Origin of the sequence: Listeria sp. SHR_NRA_18 (assembly GCF_003856515.1) — a bacterium.
GTDB classification, from domain to species: domain Bacteria; phylum Bacillota; class Bacilli; order Lactobacillales; family Listeriaceae; genus Listeria_A; species Listeria_A newyorkensis.
This window is the reverse complement of sequence record NZ_QPKR01000001.1, coordinates 448,628-467,404: the sequence shown is the minus strand read 5'-3', so window position 1 is coordinate 467,404 and position 18,777 is coordinate 448,628. Positions and strand designations below refer to the sequence as shown.

General features: G+C 42.3%; 18 protein-coding genes. 16 read left to right on the top strand and 2 right to left on the bottom strand.

Features of this window, described 5'->3' with window-relative positions; all coding sequences use genetic code 11:
* Nucleotides 1-34: 34 nt before the first annotated feature.
* From hflX to DUK53_RS02310, 5 genes are all read left to right on the top strand, one after another.
* Complete coding sequence (gene hflX / locus DUK53_RS02330; protein ID WP_373862709.1) at nucleotides 35-1,246, top strand: GTPase HflX; 1,212 nt, start codon at nucleotides 35-37, stop codon at nucleotides 1,244-1,246.
* Between the two features lies 1 nt (nucleotide 1,247).
* The gene (locus DUK53_RS02325; protein ID WP_124892550.1) at nucleotides 1,248-2,543 is read left to right on the top strand and encodes a methionine gamma-lyase family protein; all 1,296 of its coding nucleotides are present in this window, start codon (nucleotides 1,248-1,250) and stop codon (nucleotides 2,541-2,543) included.
* A 178-nt stretch (nucleotides 2,544-2,721) separates the two neighbouring features.
* On the top strand, nucleotides 2,722-3,090 hold the full coding sequence (locus DUK53_RS02320; RefSeq protein ID WP_036093874.1) for a MerR family transcriptional regulator: 369 nt from the start codon (nucleotides 2,722-2,724) through the stop codon (nucleotides 3,088-3,090).
* A 58-nt stretch (nucleotides 3,091-3,148) separates the two neighbouring features.
* Nucleotides 3,149-4,483 (top strand): type I glutamate--ammonia ligase, encoded by a 1,335-nt coding sequence (glnA, locus tag DUK53_RS02315; protein ID WP_036093876.1) that lies wholly within the window; start codon nucleotides 3,149-3,151, stop codon nucleotides 4,481-4,483.
* 148 nt (nucleotides 4,484-4,631) lie between these two features.
* Nucleotides 4,632-6,329 (top strand): IS1182 family transposase, encoded by a 1,698-nt coding sequence (locus DUK53_RS02310; RefSeq protein WP_124892548.1) that lies wholly within the window; start codon nucleotides 4,632-4,634, stop codon nucleotides 6,327-6,329.
* On the opposite strand, the gene lexA is transcribed toward DUK53_RS02310, so the two are convergent.
* Nucleotides 6,291-6,905, bottom strand: coding sequence for a transcriptional repressor LexA (gene lexA / locus DUK53_RS02305; protein ID WP_036094173.1), 615 nt, complete (start codon nucleotides 6,903-6,905; stop codon nucleotides 6,291-6,293). The genes DUK53_RS02310 and lexA overlap by 39 nt on opposite strands.
* Nucleotides 6,906-7,065: 160 nt before the next feature.
* On the opposite strand from lexA, the gene yneA reads away from it, so the two are divergent.
* From yneA to DUK53_RS02250, 11 genes are all read left to right on the top strand, one after another.
* On the top strand, nucleotides 7,066-7,395 hold the full coding sequence (yneA, locus tag DUK53_RS02300) for a cell division suppressor protein YneA (protein WP_036093878.1): 330 nt from the start codon (nucleotides 7,066-7,068) through the stop codon (nucleotides 7,393-7,395).
* A 76-nt stretch (nucleotides 7,396-7,471) separates the two neighbouring features.
* Nucleotides 7,472-7,927 (top strand): large conductance mechanosensitive channel protein MscL, encoded by a 456-nt coding sequence (gene mscL, locus DUK53_RS02295; protein ID WP_036093879.1) that lies wholly within the window; start codon nucleotides 7,472-7,474, stop codon nucleotides 7,925-7,927.
* Nucleotides 7,928-7,948: 21 nt separating this feature from the next.
* Nucleotides 7,949-8,182: a DUF896 domain-containing protein gene (locus tag DUK53_RS02290; protein WP_036078737.1), complete on the top strand. Its 234-nt coding sequence runs from the start codon at nucleotides 7,949-7,951 to the stop codon at nucleotides 8,180-8,182.
* Between the two features lie 163 nt (nucleotides 8,183-8,345).
* Nucleotides 8,346-10,340 (top strand): transketolase, encoded by a 1,995-nt coding sequence (gene tkt, locus DUK53_RS02285; protein ID WP_036131060.1) that lies wholly within the window; start codon nucleotides 8,346-8,348, stop codon nucleotides 10,338-10,340.
* A gap of 232 nt (nucleotides 10,341-10,572) precedes the next feature.
* Nucleotides 10,573-10,809: a YneF family protein gene (locus DUK53_RS02280; protein ID WP_103034820.1), complete on the top strand. Its 237-nt coding sequence runs from the start codon at nucleotides 10,573-10,575 to the stop codon at nucleotides 10,807-10,809.
* A 239-nt stretch (nucleotides 10,810-11,048) separates the two neighbouring features.
* Nucleotides 11,049-12,230, top strand: a complete 1,182-nt coding sequence (locus tag DUK53_RS02275; RefSeq protein WP_036093882.1) for an amidohydrolase — start codon at nucleotides 11,049-11,051, stop codon at nucleotides 12,228-12,230.
* A gap of 341 nt (nucleotides 12,231-12,571) precedes the next feature.
* Nucleotides 12,572-14,338 (top strand): ABC transporter ATP-binding protein, encoded by a 1,767-nt coding sequence (locus DUK53_RS02270; RefSeq protein ID WP_036131063.1) that lies wholly within the window; start codon nucleotides 12,572-12,574, stop codon nucleotides 14,336-14,338.
* Nucleotides 14,325-16,124, top strand: coding sequence for an ABC transporter ATP-binding protein (locus DUK53_RS02265; protein WP_036131066.1), 1,800 nt, complete (start codon nucleotides 14,325-14,327; stop codon nucleotides 16,122-16,124). The genes DUK53_RS02270 and DUK53_RS02265 overlap by 14 nt, the downstream gene beginning before the upstream one ends.
* 77 nt (nucleotides 16,125-16,201) lie before the next feature.
* Nucleotides 16,202-16,678: a CcdC family protein gene (locus DUK53_RS02260; RefSeq protein WP_036093887.1), complete on the top strand. Its 477-nt coding sequence runs from the start codon at nucleotides 16,202-16,204 to the stop codon at nucleotides 16,676-16,678.
* A 116-nt stretch (nucleotides 16,679-16,794) separates the two neighbouring features.
* The gene (locus DUK53_RS02255) at nucleotides 16,795-17,298 is read left to right on the top strand and encodes a hypothetical protein (protein WP_036093889.1); all 504 of its coding nucleotides are present in this window, start codon (nucleotides 16,795-16,797) and stop codon (nucleotides 17,296-17,298) included.
* Nucleotides 17,299-17,421: 123 nt separating this feature from the next.
* The gene (locus tag DUK53_RS02250; protein WP_052164859.1) at nucleotides 17,422-18,033 is read left to right on the top strand and encodes a hypothetical protein; all 612 of its coding nucleotides are present in this window, start codon (nucleotides 17,422-17,424) and stop codon (nucleotides 18,031-18,033) included.
* Between the two features lie 54 nt (nucleotides 18,034-18,087).
* Here the strand turns inward: DUK53_RS02250 and DUK53_RS02245 are convergent, their stop codons facing one another.
* The gene (locus DUK53_RS02245; RefSeq protein WP_036093891.1) at nucleotides 18,088-18,696 is read right to left on the bottom strand and encodes a lysophospholipid acyltransferase family protein; all 609 of its coding nucleotides are present in this window, start codon (nucleotides 18,694-18,696) and stop codon (nucleotides 18,088-18,090) included.
* Nucleotides 18,697-18,777: the final 81 nt, after the last annotated feature.

Here is an 18,777-nt window from a genome sequence, read left to right as displayed (position 1 = left end):
ACGATGAATGGAGGAAATGATAGGAGTGCGGATAATGGTGGAAAGAGCGATATTGGTCGGCTGCGAATTGCCGAAACAGACAGAGGAACACTTTTACTATTCGATGTTAGAATTGGGGAGCTTGGCGAAAACGGCACAAGCAGAAGTCGTTGGGGAAGTAACGCAAAAGCGGGAGCGAGTACATCCGGCTACATTTGTTGGTTCTGGGAAAATAGAAGAAATTGCAGCGTTTGTTGCGGAGATGGAAGTCGATGTGGTGCTTTTTAATAGTGAACTTAGTGCGACGCAGGTTCGGAATATTTCTAAGATTGTCGATGCGCGAATTCTTGATCGGACGCAGTTGATTTTGGATATTTTTGCGATGCGTGCGAAGACTCGAGAAGGAAAACTGCAAGTGGCATTGGCGCAATATCAATATTTGTTGCCTAGATTAAGCGGTCAAGGGGTTTCTTTGTCGCGTCTTGGTGGCGGGATTGGGACGCGCGGACCTGGGGAAACGAAATTGGAGATGGATCGACGCCATATTCGTCAAAAAATGGTCGATATTAAGAAACAGCTGGATACAGTGGTGAAACATCGCGAGCGGATGACTGCTAGACGGAATGACCAGGCTATTTTTAGGTTTGGCTTGATTGGCTATACGAACGCTGGGAAGTCGACACTTTTTAACCGATTGAGTGATGCGAAAACGTTGGAAGAAGATCAGTTGTTTGCGACGCTTGATCCGACGACAAGGAAATTGGCTTTTTCACAGGGATACACAGCGCTTTTGACGGATACGGTTGGCTTTATTCAAGATTTGCCAACGACGGTCGTTGCGGCTTTTCGTTCGACACTTGAAGAGACGGCGAATGTGGATGTTCTTTTGCATGTGGTCGATTGTTCGAATCCGGATTATGTCCAGCATGAAAAAACGGTTTTGACGCTACTTGAGGAGTTGGAAATGCACCATATTCCGATTTTGACGGTTTATAATAAAAAGGACCAACAGTTGCCTCATTTTATCCCGACACAGCCGAATTATGTCGAGGTAAGTGCGCTTGAAGAATCTTCGCAGTACTTTTTGATGGAGAAGATGTTGTGGGAAATCAAGCAGTTGTGGCAACCTTATGTGGTTCGCGTTCCTGCAAGTGACGGGCGAATGTTACATAAATATAAACAGGAAACGGTTATTATTGAAGAGACGTTTGATGAGGAAACGGAAAGTTATCAATTAAAAGGCTATCAAGCGCGAAAGGATAAGTAAAATGACATCATTTTTTAAACAAATACCGGATGAACTGCGTCAGTTAGCGTATCGTGTGGAGGATGAATTGCGCTCTTTGCAACGCGAGACGGAGGTCATTGCCGAAGAAAATCAATGGAAGGTCATGCAGGCTTTTCAGAAAAACCGGGTGAGTGATTTCCATTTCACGCCATCGACGGGTTATGGTTACGATGATGACGGCCGTGACACGCTAGAACGAGTCTATGCAGACGTTTTCAAAGCAGAGGCGGCACTTGTTCGCCCGCAGATTATTTCAGGGACACACGCCATCTCGACGGCTTTATTTGGCGTACTACGTCCTGGCGATGATTTGTTATATATGACAGGTGCGCCATATGACACGTTGGAGGAGATTGTTGGTGTTCGTGGCTCCGGTAAGGGTTCGTTGAAGGAGTATCAGATTGGATATGACATGGTTCCATTACAAGAGGATGGTTCTGTTGATTTTGAGTCGGTACGTGCGAAAATAAAGCCCTCGACCAAAATGATTGGGATTCAGCGTTCGCGAGGATATGCGGATCGGCCTTCTTTTTCGATTGCAAAAATAAAAGAGATGATTGCGTTTGTTCGCGAGGTGAAGTCGGATGTTATTGTTTTTGTAGATAATTGTTACGGCGAGTTTGTCGAAGTTTTAGAGCCGATTGAAGTAGGTGCTGATTTAATTGCGGGGTCTTTGATTAAAAATCCGGGTGGTGGATTGGCCAAGACGGGTGGTTATATCGCTGGGAATGCGGCGTTAGTTGAATTGTGCGCGTATCGTCTAACAACACCTGGAATTGGTGCAGAGGCGGGAGCATCTCTATATAGTTTGCTGGAGATGTATCAAGGCTTTTTCTTGGCACCGCACGTTGTTTCGCAAGCTGTTAAGGGAGCACGTTTTACAGCGGGAATCTTGGGCGCGTTTCAGGTGGAGACAGATCCAACTTGGGATGCATCACGAACCGATTTGATTCAGAGTGTTTCTTTTCATAATCGCGAAAAAATGGTTGCCTTTGCTCAAGCGGTTCAAGGAGCATCGCCGATAAACGCGCATGTTGTTCCAGAAGGGGCGTATATGCCAGGGTATGAAAATGACGTTATCATGGCAGCGGGAACTTTTATTCAAGGAGCAAGCCTGGAATTAACGGCAGATGGTCCAATTAGAGAGCCGTATCAGCTATATGTACAGGGTGGACTCACGTATGAGCATGTAAAATTAGTGGTGTTATCGGCAACGAATCGGTTGATTGAGCAGAAACTTTTGTCGGTATCGCAAATAACATCAGGATGTAAATAAATTCAAAAAAACAGCAAAAATATTTTTTGTTGTTTTTTTATATTTCATGGTAACCGTTGATACGTAAGGTTTTTAGTGTATGTCAGATTATCTGACATAAATTTGACAAATGATATCACATACATTATAATGCAACTAACATATGAAAAATATAGAGTTTTGAAAGGGGTAAATTGTCGTGAGTGAAAAAGAAATTAGAAGATCGATGCCTCTTTTCCCGATAGGTCCTGTCATGAAATTAACAGATCTTACTGCGCGACAAATTCGTTATTACGAGGATCAAGGATTAATACACCCAGCAAGAAATCAAGGGAATCATCGACTGTATTCGCTACAGGACATCGATATACTGCTTGAGATTAAAGATTATTTGAATGATGGTCTGAATATTGCGGGAATTAAAAAAATGTACCAAATGCAGCAGGATGAACAGAAAACACCGCTCACTGATGAGGATGTACGTAAGATTTTGCGAAAAGAGATGCAGCAAGCTGGTCGATTCGTGAAACAAGATGCCTCTGGAAAGCAACAATTACCAAGGTTTTGACACAAGGTATTTACTTTAAAAAAGTTTATATAATATCAATTATTGGGAGGATTTAATTATGACATCGTATACTAAAGAAGACATTTTTCGCTTCGCAGACGAACAAAATGTGAAATTCATCCGCTTGCAATTCACGGATATCCTAGGAATCATTAAGAACGTGGAAATTCCCGTAAGCCAACTAGGCAAAGCATTGGATAACAAAATGATGTTTGATGGCTCCTCTATTGAAGGATTTGTACGTATTGAAGAGTCTGACATGTACTTATTCCCAGATCTTGCTACATGGGTTGTGTTCCCTTGGACAGCAGAAAAAGGGAAAGTGGCGCGGTTGATTTGTGATATTTATAATCCGGACGGAACAATTTTTGCGGGGGATCCTCGTGCTAACTTAAAACGTGTATTAGCCGAAATGCATGACTTAGGATTTACAGATTTTAACTTAGGACCAGAACCCGAATTTTTCCTTTTCAAACTAGATGAGAAGGGTAAACCAACGCTTGAATTGAACGACAACGCTGGTTACTTTGACTTAGCACCAACCGATTTGGGTGAAAATTGTCGTCGTGATATTGTATTAGAATTAGAAGAAATGGGTTTTGAAATTGAAGCGAGCCACCATGAAGTAGCTCCAGGGCAACACGAAATCGATTTCAAATATGAAGATGCCGTTACAGCATGCGATAATATCCAAACATTCAAATTAGTCGTAAAAACAATTGCTCGTAAGCACGGTTTGCACGCGACGTTCATGCCAAAACCGTTGTTCGGCGTGAATGGATCGGGGATGCATTTCAATATGTCGCTGTTCAACAAGGACGGCAATGCGTTCTTTGATGCAGATGGCGAAGAGCAATTAAGTCAAACGGCGTATTATTTCTTAGCGGGCATGTTAAAACACGCGAAAGGCTATACTGCGGTAACGAATCCGACCGTTAATTCATATAAGCGCTTAGTTCCTGGATATGAAGCGCCATGTTATATCGCTTGGTCTGGTAAAAACCGTAGCCCACTTGTTCGTGTACCAAGTTCTCGTGGATTGAGTACGCGTCTGGAGCTTCGTAGCGTCGATCCAGCAGCAAATCCATATCTAGCAATGGCTGTATTGCTTCGTGCTGGCTTAGATGGTATCAAGAACGAGCTTACTCCGCCGAAACCTGTGGATCGCAATATTTATGGCATGAATGAAGAAGAGCGTCACGCGCACGGTATTTTCGATCTTCCAGAAAGCCTAGCGTTAGCTTTAAAAGAACTTGCCACCGATGATATCGTTGTTGATGGTTTGGGCGAACACATTCTGGAACATTTTGTGGAAGCTAAAACAATTGAATGTGATATGTTTAGAACCGCGGTTCACCAATGGGAACGTGATCAATATATGGAAATATATTAATATGTAAACTAAAAAGAGGATGGGACAAAAGTTGATTAGTATCAACGGATGTTCCATCCTTTTTTTGTATATAGAAATAAGTACACAAAAATAGCACGCTTTGTTAAAATTAAAGTACCAACCAAAACCCAACAAAGGAGTGCTATTTATGTATATCAATTATAACATGGACCAATTAATTCTTCCAATGGATTTAGAAACAATGATTCCTGAAAATCATGTGTCACGAACGATTCATCAACAAGTAGAGGAGATTCCAGAAGTAGCAATTCAAAATTGGCAAAGGGCAGAAGGCCGTCAAAGCTATCATCCAAAAATGATGCTCAAAGTTATTCTTTATGCGTATTCCCAAGGCGTGACCTCCGGTCGGAAAATAGCGTCTATGACGCAAGAAAATATTCCGATGATGTGGCTAGCGGGGCAACAAGCCCCAAGTTATCGCACGATTAATCGCGCCCGAATTTCTCCCCATTTTGATACGCTGTTAAAAAATATGTTTATTTCTTTTCATGCCTTTGCGCTCAAACAACAACTTATTTCAGGTGAAAAAATATATGTAGATGGAACAAAGATAGAAGCAAACGCCAACAAGTATAGCTTTGTTTGGCGAAAATCATCGGAACGGTTCCATGCAAGTCTACAAGAAAAAATAGGCACCCTTTACGAAGATATGAAGCGCCAAGTCGCATTAGATATGGAGAAAGATGAGAAAGAAGATTTTTCAATCGTGCAGTTGGAGCAATTAGATCAAGTGCTTTCTGAAACGATTGAAGCCATTGATACCAGCCTCTGTGAGGCTGATAGTGTCGAACAAAAAGCCTTAAAACAAGAGAAGCGGATGTGGACCAAACAACAAAAACAATTACAACGCGATTATTTACCAAGGCTACAAAAGTATCAGACGCATTTTCAACAATTTGGTGATCGGAATAGCTTTTCTAAAACAGATAGAGATGCGACCTTCATGCGAATGAAAGAAGATCACATGCGAAATGGACAATTAAAAGCAGGGTATAATGTTCAAATTGCCACGGAGAATCAATTTACCTTGCATTGTGCCATTTTTCAACGTCCCACAGATACGCGCTGCTTTCTTCCCTTTTTATCTTCATATGAAAAGCAATTAGGGAACCTTCCAAATTACATCGTCGCAGACGCTGGTTATGGTGGAGAAGAAAATTATAAATATCTATTAGAGGAAACCAATAGCCTGCCTATCATGCCCTATACGATGTACCGAAAAGAACAAAAACGCTCGTATAAGAAAGATAGGATGCATCGAGATCACTGGGAATACCGCGCAGCGGATGATTTTTTCATTTGCCCGAATCAGCGAAAAGTCAACTTTCAGCGGTATGCGTATCGGACAGATCGCTATGGCTACGTGCGTGATTTTAAAGTCTATGAATGCGAAGACTGTTCCGATTGTCCTTTGCGTGCAGTATGCACAACTGCTAAATCAGGACAGAATCGAAAAATTTACTATAATCCTGTTTGGGAAGAACTAAAAAGTCGAGCAAGACGAAGCCTCACATCCGAAATAACTTCTGCCATCTATCGGCAACGAAAGATAGATGTAGAACCAGTTTTTGGGCATGTGAAGGTTCTTTTGGGGTTCACTCGTTTCCGTTTACGAGGGCTTCCAAAAGTAGCGACCGAAGCCAATCTCTACTTCATGGCTAATAATATGCGAAAACTGGCACGCCTCGCGTGCCTAAATGGAAAAAATACGTATCAAAAATCTAAATGCAGATTTTTGATACGTATTTTTCTAGGTCAGAGAACCTTTTGTCTCAGATCCTTTTGTTTAGCGAATATCTCGGTACAAGCCAATGACTTTTCCTAAGATGGTAACATTTCTTAAAAGAATTGGCTCTAAAGCATCATTCTCTGGCTGTAAACGGAAATGGCTAGATTCTCTAAAGAACCTTTTGCAAGTAGCTTCGTTGTCATCCGTCATTGCGACAACGATTTCGCCATTATTAGCGGAATTCTGTTGTCTTACAATCACTTTATCACCATTAAGAATACCTGCATTAATCATACTTTCGCCATCAATTTCTAGCATAAATATCTCTGTTTCACCATTTGCCATATATTCAGGTAAAGGGAAGTATTCATCAATATTTTCAACAGCTGTAATAGGTATGCCTGCTGTCACTTTACCAATAATAGGAATATTAATAACGTTTGGTGCTGCGATATCATCTTCCAAAGATAGGATTTCAATAGCTCTAGGTTTAGTTGGATCCCGGCGAATGAGCCCTTTTCCTTCAAGTCGTGCTAGGTGACCGTGGACTGTGGAGCTAGAGGCTAAACCAACTGCTTCACCGATTTCACGCACGGAGGGTGGATAACCCTTGTCTTTTACTTCGGACTTGATAAAGTCGTAGATATCTTGTTGCCGTTTGGATAATTTCATTTGTTTCACCCCGTTCACTCTTTCATTACTTCTTTATTAATCCCAGTATATCAAAGATTTTTTAGATATGCAAACAATTGTTCGTTTTTTTATTGACATAACAGAACGAGTGTTCTATAATGAATAAAAAGCGAACGTATATTCTTTTGGAGGGATAAAGATGACTTTAAAATCTATTTGGGATCGGTATTATATTGCGATTATATTTATTATTACGTGTTTTGTTTTAGGTTTAGTATTAATGTTTGTGACAGTTAATCAGGCAAATTCTGATTATAATGAGGTCTATGTTGCTAGCGGGGATTCGATTTGGAGTTTAGCGGATGAGTACGCTGGTGATTATAAAATGAGCAAACAAGAGTTCGTAGCATGGGTCGAGAAAGAGAACCAGATAATCAACGGTAAATTGACAGCGGGTGAGACAATCACAATACCAGTTAAGAAAGGTAACACAGATATAGATCACTCTATTCAATTAGCAAATGAGTAAATAGGACACAATGCTTTAAAAACCTCTGCTTTTCATGTAAAATAGTCGTTGATAATGAACAAGAAGGGGTTTTTCGATGTTTAAAGATTTTAAAGCATTTATTTCGAAAGGAAATGCATTAGGTATGGCAATTGGTATTGTCATTGGCGCTGCGTTTACAAGTATTGTGAACTCGCTTGTAAATGATATTATCATGCCTCCATTAGGGCTACTAGTAGGTAATGTAGACTTTACGAATCTATTTATCAGCTTAAATGGGACACATTACGATACACTAAAAGCTGCTCAAACTGCCGGAGCACCAACGATAAATTACGGTTTGTTTGTCAATAATGTTATCAGTTTTCTTATTATTGCTTTCTCGGTTTTTTTGATTATTAAAGTGGTAACAAAATATATTCCACTAGAACCGAAAAAGCCTGCTACGAAAGAGTGTCCTTATTGTTTGTCTGCTATTCCAGAGAAAGCGAGTAAATGCCCACAATGTACATCGGACTTGACTCAAGATGAGGAATCAGGATTATCAGTATAATAGTAAACAAGGAGGAACATAATGTTAGAGAAAGCGAAAATAGATCGAATTAACGAATTGTCGCACAAGAAAAAAGCAGGTACGATGACTGTTGATGAGAAGCTAGAACAAGAGGCACTTCGTCAAGAGTATATCAAGTCCTTTCGAAATCAAGTTCGTGATACGATTGAGCACACGACATTCATCGATCCGAATGGTGATGATGTAACGCCTGAAAAAATAAAACGAAAACGTGACGAGCGAAATAAGCTGTGAAGGAACTGGAGGGATTGATATGTCTCTCCATTTCTTTATATTCAATCGAACATTATCGATCATTTTAATGCATTTGTAAACAATTAGATATTTTTTAGTTGTGTAATAGTCTAGAAAGGATTATTATAGAGAGTAGTGACTAAAACAAGAGAGGATGTTTCATTTGTTTGATAAAACGGATCAATTAGCAATTAATACTATTCGAACATTATCGATCGACGCAATTCAGAAAGCCAATTCTGGTCATCCAGGATTACCAATGGGGGCTGCCCCAATGGCGTATGCATTATGGTCTAAAGTACTGAAGGCCAATCCAGCTAATTCACACTGGTTTAATCGCGACCGCTTTGTTCTTTCTGCAGGCCATGGTTCTATGTTGCTTTACAGCCTGTTACACCTTAGTGGCTATAAATTAGGATTAGAGGATTTGAAGCAATTCCGTCAATGGGATAGCAAAACACCTGGTCACCCTGAGGTTCATCATACGGATGGTGTAGATGCGACAACCGGTCCACTTGGACAAGGCATCGCGATGGCTGTTGGTATGGCGATGGCAGAAAGACATTTAGAAGCAATGTATAATAAAGATGGATTCCCAGTTGTGGATCACTATACATATGCATTATGTGGTGATGGCGATTTAATGGAAGGTGTGGCATCGGAAGCTGCTTCCCTTGCTGGACATCAACAACTAGGCCGCTTGGTACTTTTATATGATTCTAATGATATTTCACTAGATGGTGATTTGGATAAATCATTTTCTGAAAGTGTAAAACAACGCTTTGAATCTTACGGTTGGGAACATTTGCTTGTTAAAGATGGCAATGATACAACTGAAATTTTAGCGGCTATCGAAAAAGCGAAACAAAATACATCGCAACCAACGATGATTGAAGTGAAAACAGTTATTGGTTTCGGTGCTCCAAACGAAGGAACAAGCAAGGTTCATGGCGCTCCACTTGGTGCGGATGGCATTAAGGCTGCAAAAGCTGTATATGGTTGGGATTACGAAGAAGACTTCTACGTTCCAAGCGAAGTATATGATCGCTTTAAAGAGACGCTTGCGAAGCGTGGCGCTGAGGAAGAAGAAGCATGGAACACGATGTTTGCTTCTTATAAAGAGAAATTCCCAGAACTTGCGGCTCAATTAGAGCTTAGCTTGAATGAGGAACTTCCAGAAGGCTGGGACAAGGATTTACCTGTATATGGTGAGGATAAATCGCTTGCTAGCCGTGCGTCAAGCGGTGAAGTCATCAATGCTTTAGCTGCTAAATTACCTCAATTATTTGGTGGATCTGCTGATTTAGCTGGTTCTAATAATACAAATATCGCAACAGATGGTGAGTTTACGAAAACTACACCTGCTGATCGTAATATTTGGTTTGGTGTACGTGAGTTTGCAATGGGGGCTGCACTGAATGGTATGGCGCTACATTCTGGGCTTAAAGTTTACGGGGGAACATTCTTCGTATTCTCTGATTACCTACGTGCAGCGATTCGCTTATCTGCGATTCAAAACCTACCAGTGAACTATGTGCTGACGCATGACAGTATCGCAGTTGGGGAAGATGGACCAACGCATGAGCCTGTAGAACAAATTGCTTCTCTTCGTGCAATGCCTGGTTTGACGTTACTTCGCCCAGCAGACGGGAATGAAGTTGTTGCGGCATGGAAAATTGCGATTCGCTCAACTAATCGCCCGACGGCTCTTGTGCTTACGCGTCAAAACTTACCAACATTGCCTAATTCTGCTAAATTGGCGGAAGAAGGCGTGGCTAAAGGAGCTTATGTATTGTCTCCAGCGAAGAAAGACGTGGCAGATGTACTTCTTTTAGCTACTGGATCAGAAGTTAATTTGGCTGTACAAGCACAAGCAGAACTTGCAAAAGATGGCATTGACGCATCTGTCGTTAGTATCCCATCATTTGACTTGTTTGAGCAACAATCGGCGGAATATAAAGAGAGTGTTCTACCGAATGCAGTACGTAAACGTGTATCCATCGAAATGGGCTCAACGCTTGGTTGGGAACGTTACGTTGGTTTAGATGGTAAAACAATCGGAATTGACAAGTTTGGCGCTTCAGCACCAGGCGATACGATTATTAAAAACTATGGTTTCACTGTGGAGAATGTCGTTAACACTGTGAAGTCTCTGTAAGTAATAGATTGGAAGTGCAAGGTGAGGCGAGTTTTTCGCTAAATCATTTTGCACTTCTTTTTATGAGAATGTGTTGTGTATACGTTGTGTTGATGGTATAATGAGGCAGTTGTGATTTTTTAATGATAGCGAACTTTTATTGCTATAGAATATCGAAAAACTATTGTTTTGGCCTGATAAATCAAGTACAATAAAAGGGATATATTGTTTCGAGGAGGAGAAAGAGAATATGTTGTGGTATATACTTATCGGCATACTTTGCTTAATTGCTGGTTTGGCATTAGGATTTTTCATTGCAAGAAGATACATGATGACGTATCTGAAGAAAAACCCGCCAATCAATGAGCAAATGTTACAAATGATGATGGCCCAAATGGGAATGAAACCGTCACAGAAAAAAATTAACCAAATGATGAACGCTATGGGTAAACAGCAAGAAAAAGAAGGAAAAGCGAAGAAGAAAAAATAAGATTAGGACGGGGTATTGCACGATTTACTTGTTCTAAATAGCTTAATTGATGGTATACTTGAAACACTTTTTGGGATTACGTTTGAGACGTGATTTTGAGAGGTGTTTTTTAGTTTCGAGTAATATTTGCAGAATATTTCGGGTTTTCCGAGCGTGTCGCAAGTAAAAGTGGTGCTAGAGTGGTAGAATAGGTTCATGCAGACGAGGCGGTATTTTTAATTGGAATTGGAGGCGTTGGAATGAATGATAAGATAAAGGTTGAAGTTAAGCGAAACGAGGAGAAGATGGTTGCTTTTCGGAGGGATTTACATAGGAATCCGGAGTTGTCGTGGCAGGAGATTCGGACGACGAACCGGGTTGTGGCGGAGCTTGAGCGGATAGGCATTGCGTATCGGCGAATGGAGCCGACGGGGGTCGTGGCGGAGCTGGTTGGGAATAGGAATGGGAAAACGGTGGCGCTGCGTGCGGATATGGACGCGTTACCCGTGATGGAATTGAGCGAGGCGCTTTCTTACCGATCGGGAAATGATGGGAAAATGCATGCATGTGGGCACGATGCGCATACGGCGATGTTGCTTTGTGCGGCGGAAGCGCTGGTTGGTATTCAGGATGAGTTGGCTGGGACGGTGCGTTTTATTTTTCAGCCGGCGGAGGAGATTACGGAAGGTGCGGAGGCGATGATTCAGCAGGGTGCGATGCAGGGTGTGGATAATGTGTTCGGAATTCATATTTGGTCGCAGATGCCGACGCATGCCATTTCTTGTAATGCTGGGCCTGTTTTTGCGTCTGCGGATGTGGTTGAGATTAAGTTTACGGGACGTGGTGGGCATGGTGCGATGCCGGACGCTTGTATTGATGCGGCGGTGGTTGCTTCGGCTTTTGTGATGGGGGTTCAGGCGATTGTATCACGGGAAACGGACCCGCTTGAGCCAGCTGTTTTTACGATAGGGCGCATGGAGGCTGGGACGCGTTATAATGTGATAGCGGAGAATGCGGTTTTGGAGGGGACGGTTCGTTCGTTTCATCCGCGGGTTCGTGAAAAAATGGAGGCGGCGATTCGGCGTTATGCGGAACAGGTTGCGGCTACTTATGGTGCAACGGCGGAAGTGGATTATCGGTATGGGACGCATGCGGTGATAAATGAGGAACAGAGCGCGAACTTGGCGCAACGTGTGGTTACGAGTAGTTTTGGTGATGCGGTGCTTTATTCGGACCGACCAACGACGGCGGGCGAGGATTTTAGTTATTATTTGCAGGAGGCTCCTGGTTGTTTTGCGCTTGTTGGTGCTGGAAATCTGGAGAAGGATACGGAATGGGCGCATCATCATGGCCGTTTTAATGTGGATGAGGATGCGATGGTTTATGGCGCGGAACTATACGCGCAGTATGCCTACACATATTTGACAGAGAATCCTGAATAAGGGGTTCTTTGTCTGTCAAATAAAAAAATTATAAATATACTTGAATCTTTGAAAGAAATCGGTTACACTAGTTCCTGTAAACAAATTTGAGAAGGAGGTAAGGACAATGAAAAAGATAATTGGATTTGATGAGCGAACCATTATTGTAGGAGATAGCCTAAATTCGGCGTCCGTTATATCGAGGAAGAGGTACAGGCTTATTTGAGGGCTGTTATGTGTACTTTTGTGGGATTATTTCGATATATATTTCCAAACAGTAATGGGCAGAGCAAGACGTGTCCGTTATTTTTTATGTCCAAAAACAGGAATAAAAAGGGTTTCAAAAGAAAAGAGGGTTGGGAATGAAGATTTATAAGGAGTTGGGATGGTTTTTTAAAGAGCAGCGAAAATCGTATATTATCGGGGTTTCATTGCTTTTTATGATAACTTTACTTCAACTGGTGCCGCCGAAAATACTTGGTATGACGGTGGATGCGATTAGTAAGGATACGCTGACGAAAAATCATTTATATATGTGGATGGGAGTTCTGCTTGGGGCTGCTGTTGTCGCGTATGTTGGTCGTTATTTTTGGCGGATGATGATTTTTGGGTCGGATAATAAGTTGCAACGTCAATTGCGGTTACGATTATTTGAGCATTTGTCGAAAATGTCGCCGTTCTTTTTTCAGCGTTATCGGACGGGGGATTTGATGGCGCATGCAACAAATGATATTTCCGCGATTCAGCAAGTGGCTGGATTTGGCGTTTTGACGTTGTGTGATTCGATTTTGACGGGGAGCACGGTTATTGCGACGATGGCGATTACGATTGATTGGCGCCTGACGTTGATTGCGCTTTTGCCGATGCCGTTTATGGTGTGGGGAAGCTCGGTGCTTGGTCGGAAATTGCATGATCGTTTTCATAGTGCCCAGGCGGAATTTTCGAAGTTGAATGATAAGACGCAGGAGAGTTTGTCGGGGATTAAGGTTACGAAAACGTTTGGACAGGAGCAGGAGGATATCGAGGATTTTAGAAGGCAGACGGAGGAGGTTGTCGGTGTCAATGTGAAGGTTGCAAAACTGGATGCGATGTTTGATCCGATGATTTCGATTATTGTGAGTGTTTCGTTTGTACTATCGCTTGCTTTTGGGGCCAAATTTGTGATGGAAGGGACGCTCACGATTGGTCAGGTGATTGCATTTACAAATTATTTATTCTTACTGATTTGGCCGATGTTGGCGTTTGGATTCTTGTTTAATGTGATTCAGCGTGGGAATGCGTCTTATGATCGACTGAATACATTATTGAGTGAGCCGGAGGACGTGAAGGATGATTTTGGGGCGATCGATGCTTTGCCACGTGGGGATATTGATTTTGCGTTAGAGGCATTTACGTATCCGGATGAGGATGCGCCAGTTTTGCAGGATATTGTTTTTCAGTTGAAATCGGGTGGAACGCTTGGGATTGTTGGGCGAACGGGTTCTGGTAAGACGACGCTTTTGAAGTTGTTGATGCGGGAATATGATGATTATCAGGGGTCGATTAAGTTTGATGGGCAGCCGATTCAGTGTTATACGGTGCGGGGATTGCGCCGGGCGATTGGTTATGTGCCGCAGGATCAGTTCTTGTTTTCGACGACGGTTCGGGAAAATATTCGTTTTGGGAATCCGAAGTTGTCGCAGGCGGATGTGGAGCGCATTGCGGAGATGGTTTCGGTGCATGAGGATATTACGGAGTTCACGGATGGCTATGATACAGTCGTGGGCGAGCGTGGTGTGTCGCTTTCTGGTGGTCAGAAGCAGCGGTTAGCGATTGCGAGGGCGCTGATTATGAATCCGGAGTTGCTGATTTTGGATGATGCGCTTTCGGCTGTAGATGCGAAAACGGAAGAGCTGATTTTGCAAAATCTCAAAGCTAATCGGGCGGATAAAACGACGATTATTAGTGCGCATCGACTCAGTTCGGTGGAGCATGCGAATATTATTATCGTGATTGATAAAGGTAAAATTGTGGAGCGTGGGACGCATGCAGAGCTTGTAGTGCTCGACGGTTGGTACGCGGAAATGTTCCGAAACCAGCAATTAGAGGAGCTTATTGAGGGCGGGGGTGATACGAATGGAGCCGGATAATGAAGAAATGTTAACGATGAGTGGGAGAGAACATCGTGCGGTTTTGAAACGTTTGTTTAGCTACACGAAGTATCATGTCCCGGCGCTGATTTTAACGATTTTTCTGGTCATGTTGGTGACGTTGGCGGATGTATTTTTGCCGATTTTGATTAAAATATTTCTGGATGATTACTTGACACCGCTTCATTTTGTGGCTGGGCCGATTCTTTTGTTGGCATCGGGGTACATGGGTTTGGCGCTTGGCCGGTCTATGGTTTGGTATTTTCAACTGGTTTTATTTCAAAAGATTGCTTTGCGGATAGTGCAGCGCATTCGGATTGATATCTTTAGTAAACTTCAGAATATGGGGATGCGTTATTTTGATCAAACGCCTGCGGGGAGCTTGGTTTCGCGTGTGACGAATGATACGGAAGCGATTAAAGATATGTTTATAAATGTGCTCGGAACAGCGATTCAAAGTGTGTTTATGCTGATTGGAATTTACACTGCGATGTTTATTATGGATGCCAAATTGGCGGCGTATAGTTTGCTTGTTTTTCCGCTCACGATGTTGATTATTATTGTGTACCGAAAGTATAGTTCGCAGTTTTACAGGGCGCGTCGGGAAAAATTGAGTCAGCTAAATGCGAAAATTGCGGAGTCTATTTCAGGCATGTCGATTGTGCAGCAGTTTAATCAGGAAAAGCGCTTAATCGGTGAGTTTGAAGAGATTAATAAAGATTATTATGATGTTGGTATGAAAAATATTAAATTTAACGCGTTGCTTCTTGGCCCGGCGATTGATCTGATTTATTCGCTAGCGGTTGTGTTGATTCTTAGTTTCTTCGGGATTCAATCGTTTTCTGGGCCGGTCGCGATTGGGACGATTTATGCTTTTATCACGTATTTTGATCGGTTTTTAGAGGCGATTTACAACATTATGGAGCGGCTCGCGATGTACCAAGAGGCGATTACGGCGGCTTCGCGTGTGTTCCGGATTATGGATGGCACGGATTTGGCGCCGGAACAAGATGTGGAGGATGGTTTAGCCATCGGAAAAGCGAAGATTGAGTTCAAAAATGTCACGTTTTCTTATGATGGTAAAAAAGACGTTTTGAAGGATATTAGTTTTACCGCTGAATCGGGGCAAACGGTCGCGCTTGTTGGTCATACGGGAAGTGGGAAAAGCTCGATTATCAATTTAATGATGCGCTTTTATGAGTTTGAGCACGGTGAAATTTTGATTGATGGGAAGTCAATTAAGCGGTATCCGATGGAGGAATTGCGTGCGAAAACGGGGCTGGTTTTGCAGGATAGCTTTATGTTTTATGGCACGATTAAGGATAACATTCGGTTGCATAATAAGATGATTACGGATCGAGAAATTTTGGAAGCGGCGCAGTTTGTTCAGGCGGATCGGTTTATTAACACGTTGGCGGATAAGTATGATCATAAGGTGATTGAGCGTGGTGCTTCGTTTTCAAGTGGGCAGCGTCAGTTGATTTCGTTTGCTAGGACGGTCGTGACGAATCCGCAAATCCTTGTTTTAGATGAGGCAACGGCGAATATTGATACGGAGACGGAAAGTTTGATTCAGACGGGCTTGCGAAATATGAGGCAAGGTAGGACGACGATTGCGATTGCGCACAGGCTTTCGACGATTAAAGATGCGGATCTGATTTTGGTGCTTCGAAAAGGGAGCATTATTGAGCGGGGAACGCATGAGGAATTGCTTGCGCATGGTGGTGTCTATCATTCGATGTATCAGTTGCAAAACAGTGGCATGGATTTAGAGGAGCTTGGTTAATTGGGCATAAAGGTTGTTTTTCTTCTAAAAAAGTTTATAATGAGGCAAGTAAATAGTGCCGATTAGGAGGAAGAAACGTGTCATTTATATTATCAATTATCATCACGCTTGTTTTTGGTGTCGGGGTTATCTTGATTCGGATGAAGGCGTCGAAAGAGCCAGCGACTGTGAAAAAAATTATTATTCCGCCGATTATGATGAGTACGGGGGCGCTTATGTTCGTCATTCCGTATTTCCGTGTTTCGCCAGCTGGTATTCTCGAGGCTGTGTTGATGGGGCTAGTTTTCTCGCTCATTTTAATTTGGACAACGCGGTTTGAGATTAAGCATCAGTATGTCTTTATTAAGCGGACGAAATCGTTTCCAGTTATTTTGTTGAGTTTGCTTTTAATCCGACTCGGTATTAAATATTGGATTAGTGGCTCGGTGGATGTTGGGGAATTGTCTGGAATGTTTTGGATTCTAGCGTTTGCGATGATTGTTCCTTGGCGAATCGCGATGTATTTTCAATATAAAAATGTCGCTGGGAAGCTGGAACAAACGGAAGAAACCTGATTTTAAAATTTGGGAGGATTTATCCCATGAAAACGGTTGAATTATGACAGGAACATCGATATAATGAGTAAGGTTGCGCGAATTGGGCAACATGTATAAAAGAGGAGGTTTTTCATTTGAAGAAATGGTTAGTAGCTTTATTTTCCCTTGCGCTTGTGTTTGGCTTAGCGGCTTGTGGCAATGATGCGAAGGATGAAAAAGAGACAGAGAAAAAAGATGTAAGCGCGGATGCCATGAGTTTTTACATGGATTTAGTGGCAAAAATTAATGACAATGATACGGACTATGACGCATATCAAGCGGCGATTGGTAGTGACACACCGCCAACGGATGCAGAGCTTGCAGAACTTGCGGCAAAAGCAAGTAGCTCGGCAGACAAAGTATCACAAGTATTGGCTGATGTGAAAGTACCGAACTTGGGTGCAGAGACAGACGCTTTCAAAACAGCGGTAAAAGACTTAAGTGATGCGTATGCAGCGGAGGCTAAAGGCTTAAAGGCTTCTCCAATCGATACAAAATCAGCGGATGAAGCCATGCAAAAAGCTTCTGATGCACTTGGTCAAGCGTTGAAAGATACTGGCTTAGCGCCATCGAGTATCATGAATGACACAGCAGCATAAGAAATGAAATAGGGCGTTGTAGCGTAAAAACTGCAACGCCCTTAGTTTGTGTTTGTAACTTTTTGCAATTGTAAGTATAATGGGAAAGTAATGATTAATAATATCTAATGGAGGGGTTTTATTTTGAAAAAATGGATAGTGGGGACATTAGCGGCAGTAACTGTATTTAGTTTAACGGCTTGTGGCAATGTGAGTGATGAAACGAAGGACGAAGCGAAAGAGAAGGTGTCATCTAAAGCGGAGGATGTAAAGGAGAAAGCTAAGTCAAAAGCGGATGAGATGAAGAAAGAAGGTAGTTCAAAACTGGATGAAGCAACACAAAAGCTGCATACGAAAGCCATGGATTTCTACACGGATTTGGTTGATAAGGTGAATGAAAAAGATAAAGATTATGATGCGTATATAGCAGATATTACGAGTGATGCTCCATCCAAAGGAGCGAAGTTGGACGAATTGGCAGAGAAAGCTAGTGCCTCCGCAGAAAATATTTCGGAAACGTTGGCGAATGTGAAGGTTCCTGATTTAGGAGAGCACACAGATGCGTTTAAAACGTCAATTCAAAGCTTGAGCGATGCATTTGCTGAAAAAGCAGCGGCGATAAAGGCGAATCCTGGCGACACAAAAGCAGCAGAGAAAGCGGATGCTGCGATACAAAATGCGTCAGATAAACTTTCAGAAGCTCTAAAAAATATTGGTTTGGCGGGTTCTAATATCGTGAATGATATTACTGGCTGAGCATGAAAAAAACCTTGATTCCCAAGTGCGAGCGACGCGGGATCAAGGTTTTTATTATTTTACTTTCGTTGCGTCTATTTCTGCTTGTAAACGTTCGAAGGTTTTCAAAACTTCTTCGGATTTAATTTCTAGCAGTTCTTTTTGATCGATGTCTTTGTCGTTGAATGGGATTGGATCGCCGAATCGAATGATGACTTTTTTTCGTTTGAATAATTCACCGACTGTTTTTGGTCCGTCGTATACGGCTGGCAGGATTGGAACTTTACCCTTTAGTGCCACGGTTACTGCGCCTCGTTTTAGATGGAGACCAGCTGATTTCCTAGTACCACTTGGGAAAATACCAACTACTTTTCCGTCTTTTAAAAGGCGAATTGGAAGTTTGATCGCGCTTGGACCTGGATTTTCACGATTTACTGGGAAGGCGTTCAGATGGCGCATTAACCAGTTTAGTGACTTGGTTTTGAATAGTTCTTGTTTTGCCATGTAGTGAATTTGAAGTGGTTTTATGGCAAATCCGAGGTAGAGAATCTCCATCCACGATGTGTGCGTTGAAACGACAACGAATGGCGCTTCGGGGATTTTGTCTTTATTCTGTACCTGGAAACGTCCGCCGATTATCGTGAGAATCACCTGGACGAAATTTCTCGCAAAAGTGTAGAACAAGTTGGTTCACTCCTATAATTCTTTTTTTAGTCTTGTTTTTAGTATACTGAAAAGTTGTGGAAACGTCTAGTGCTTACGTGC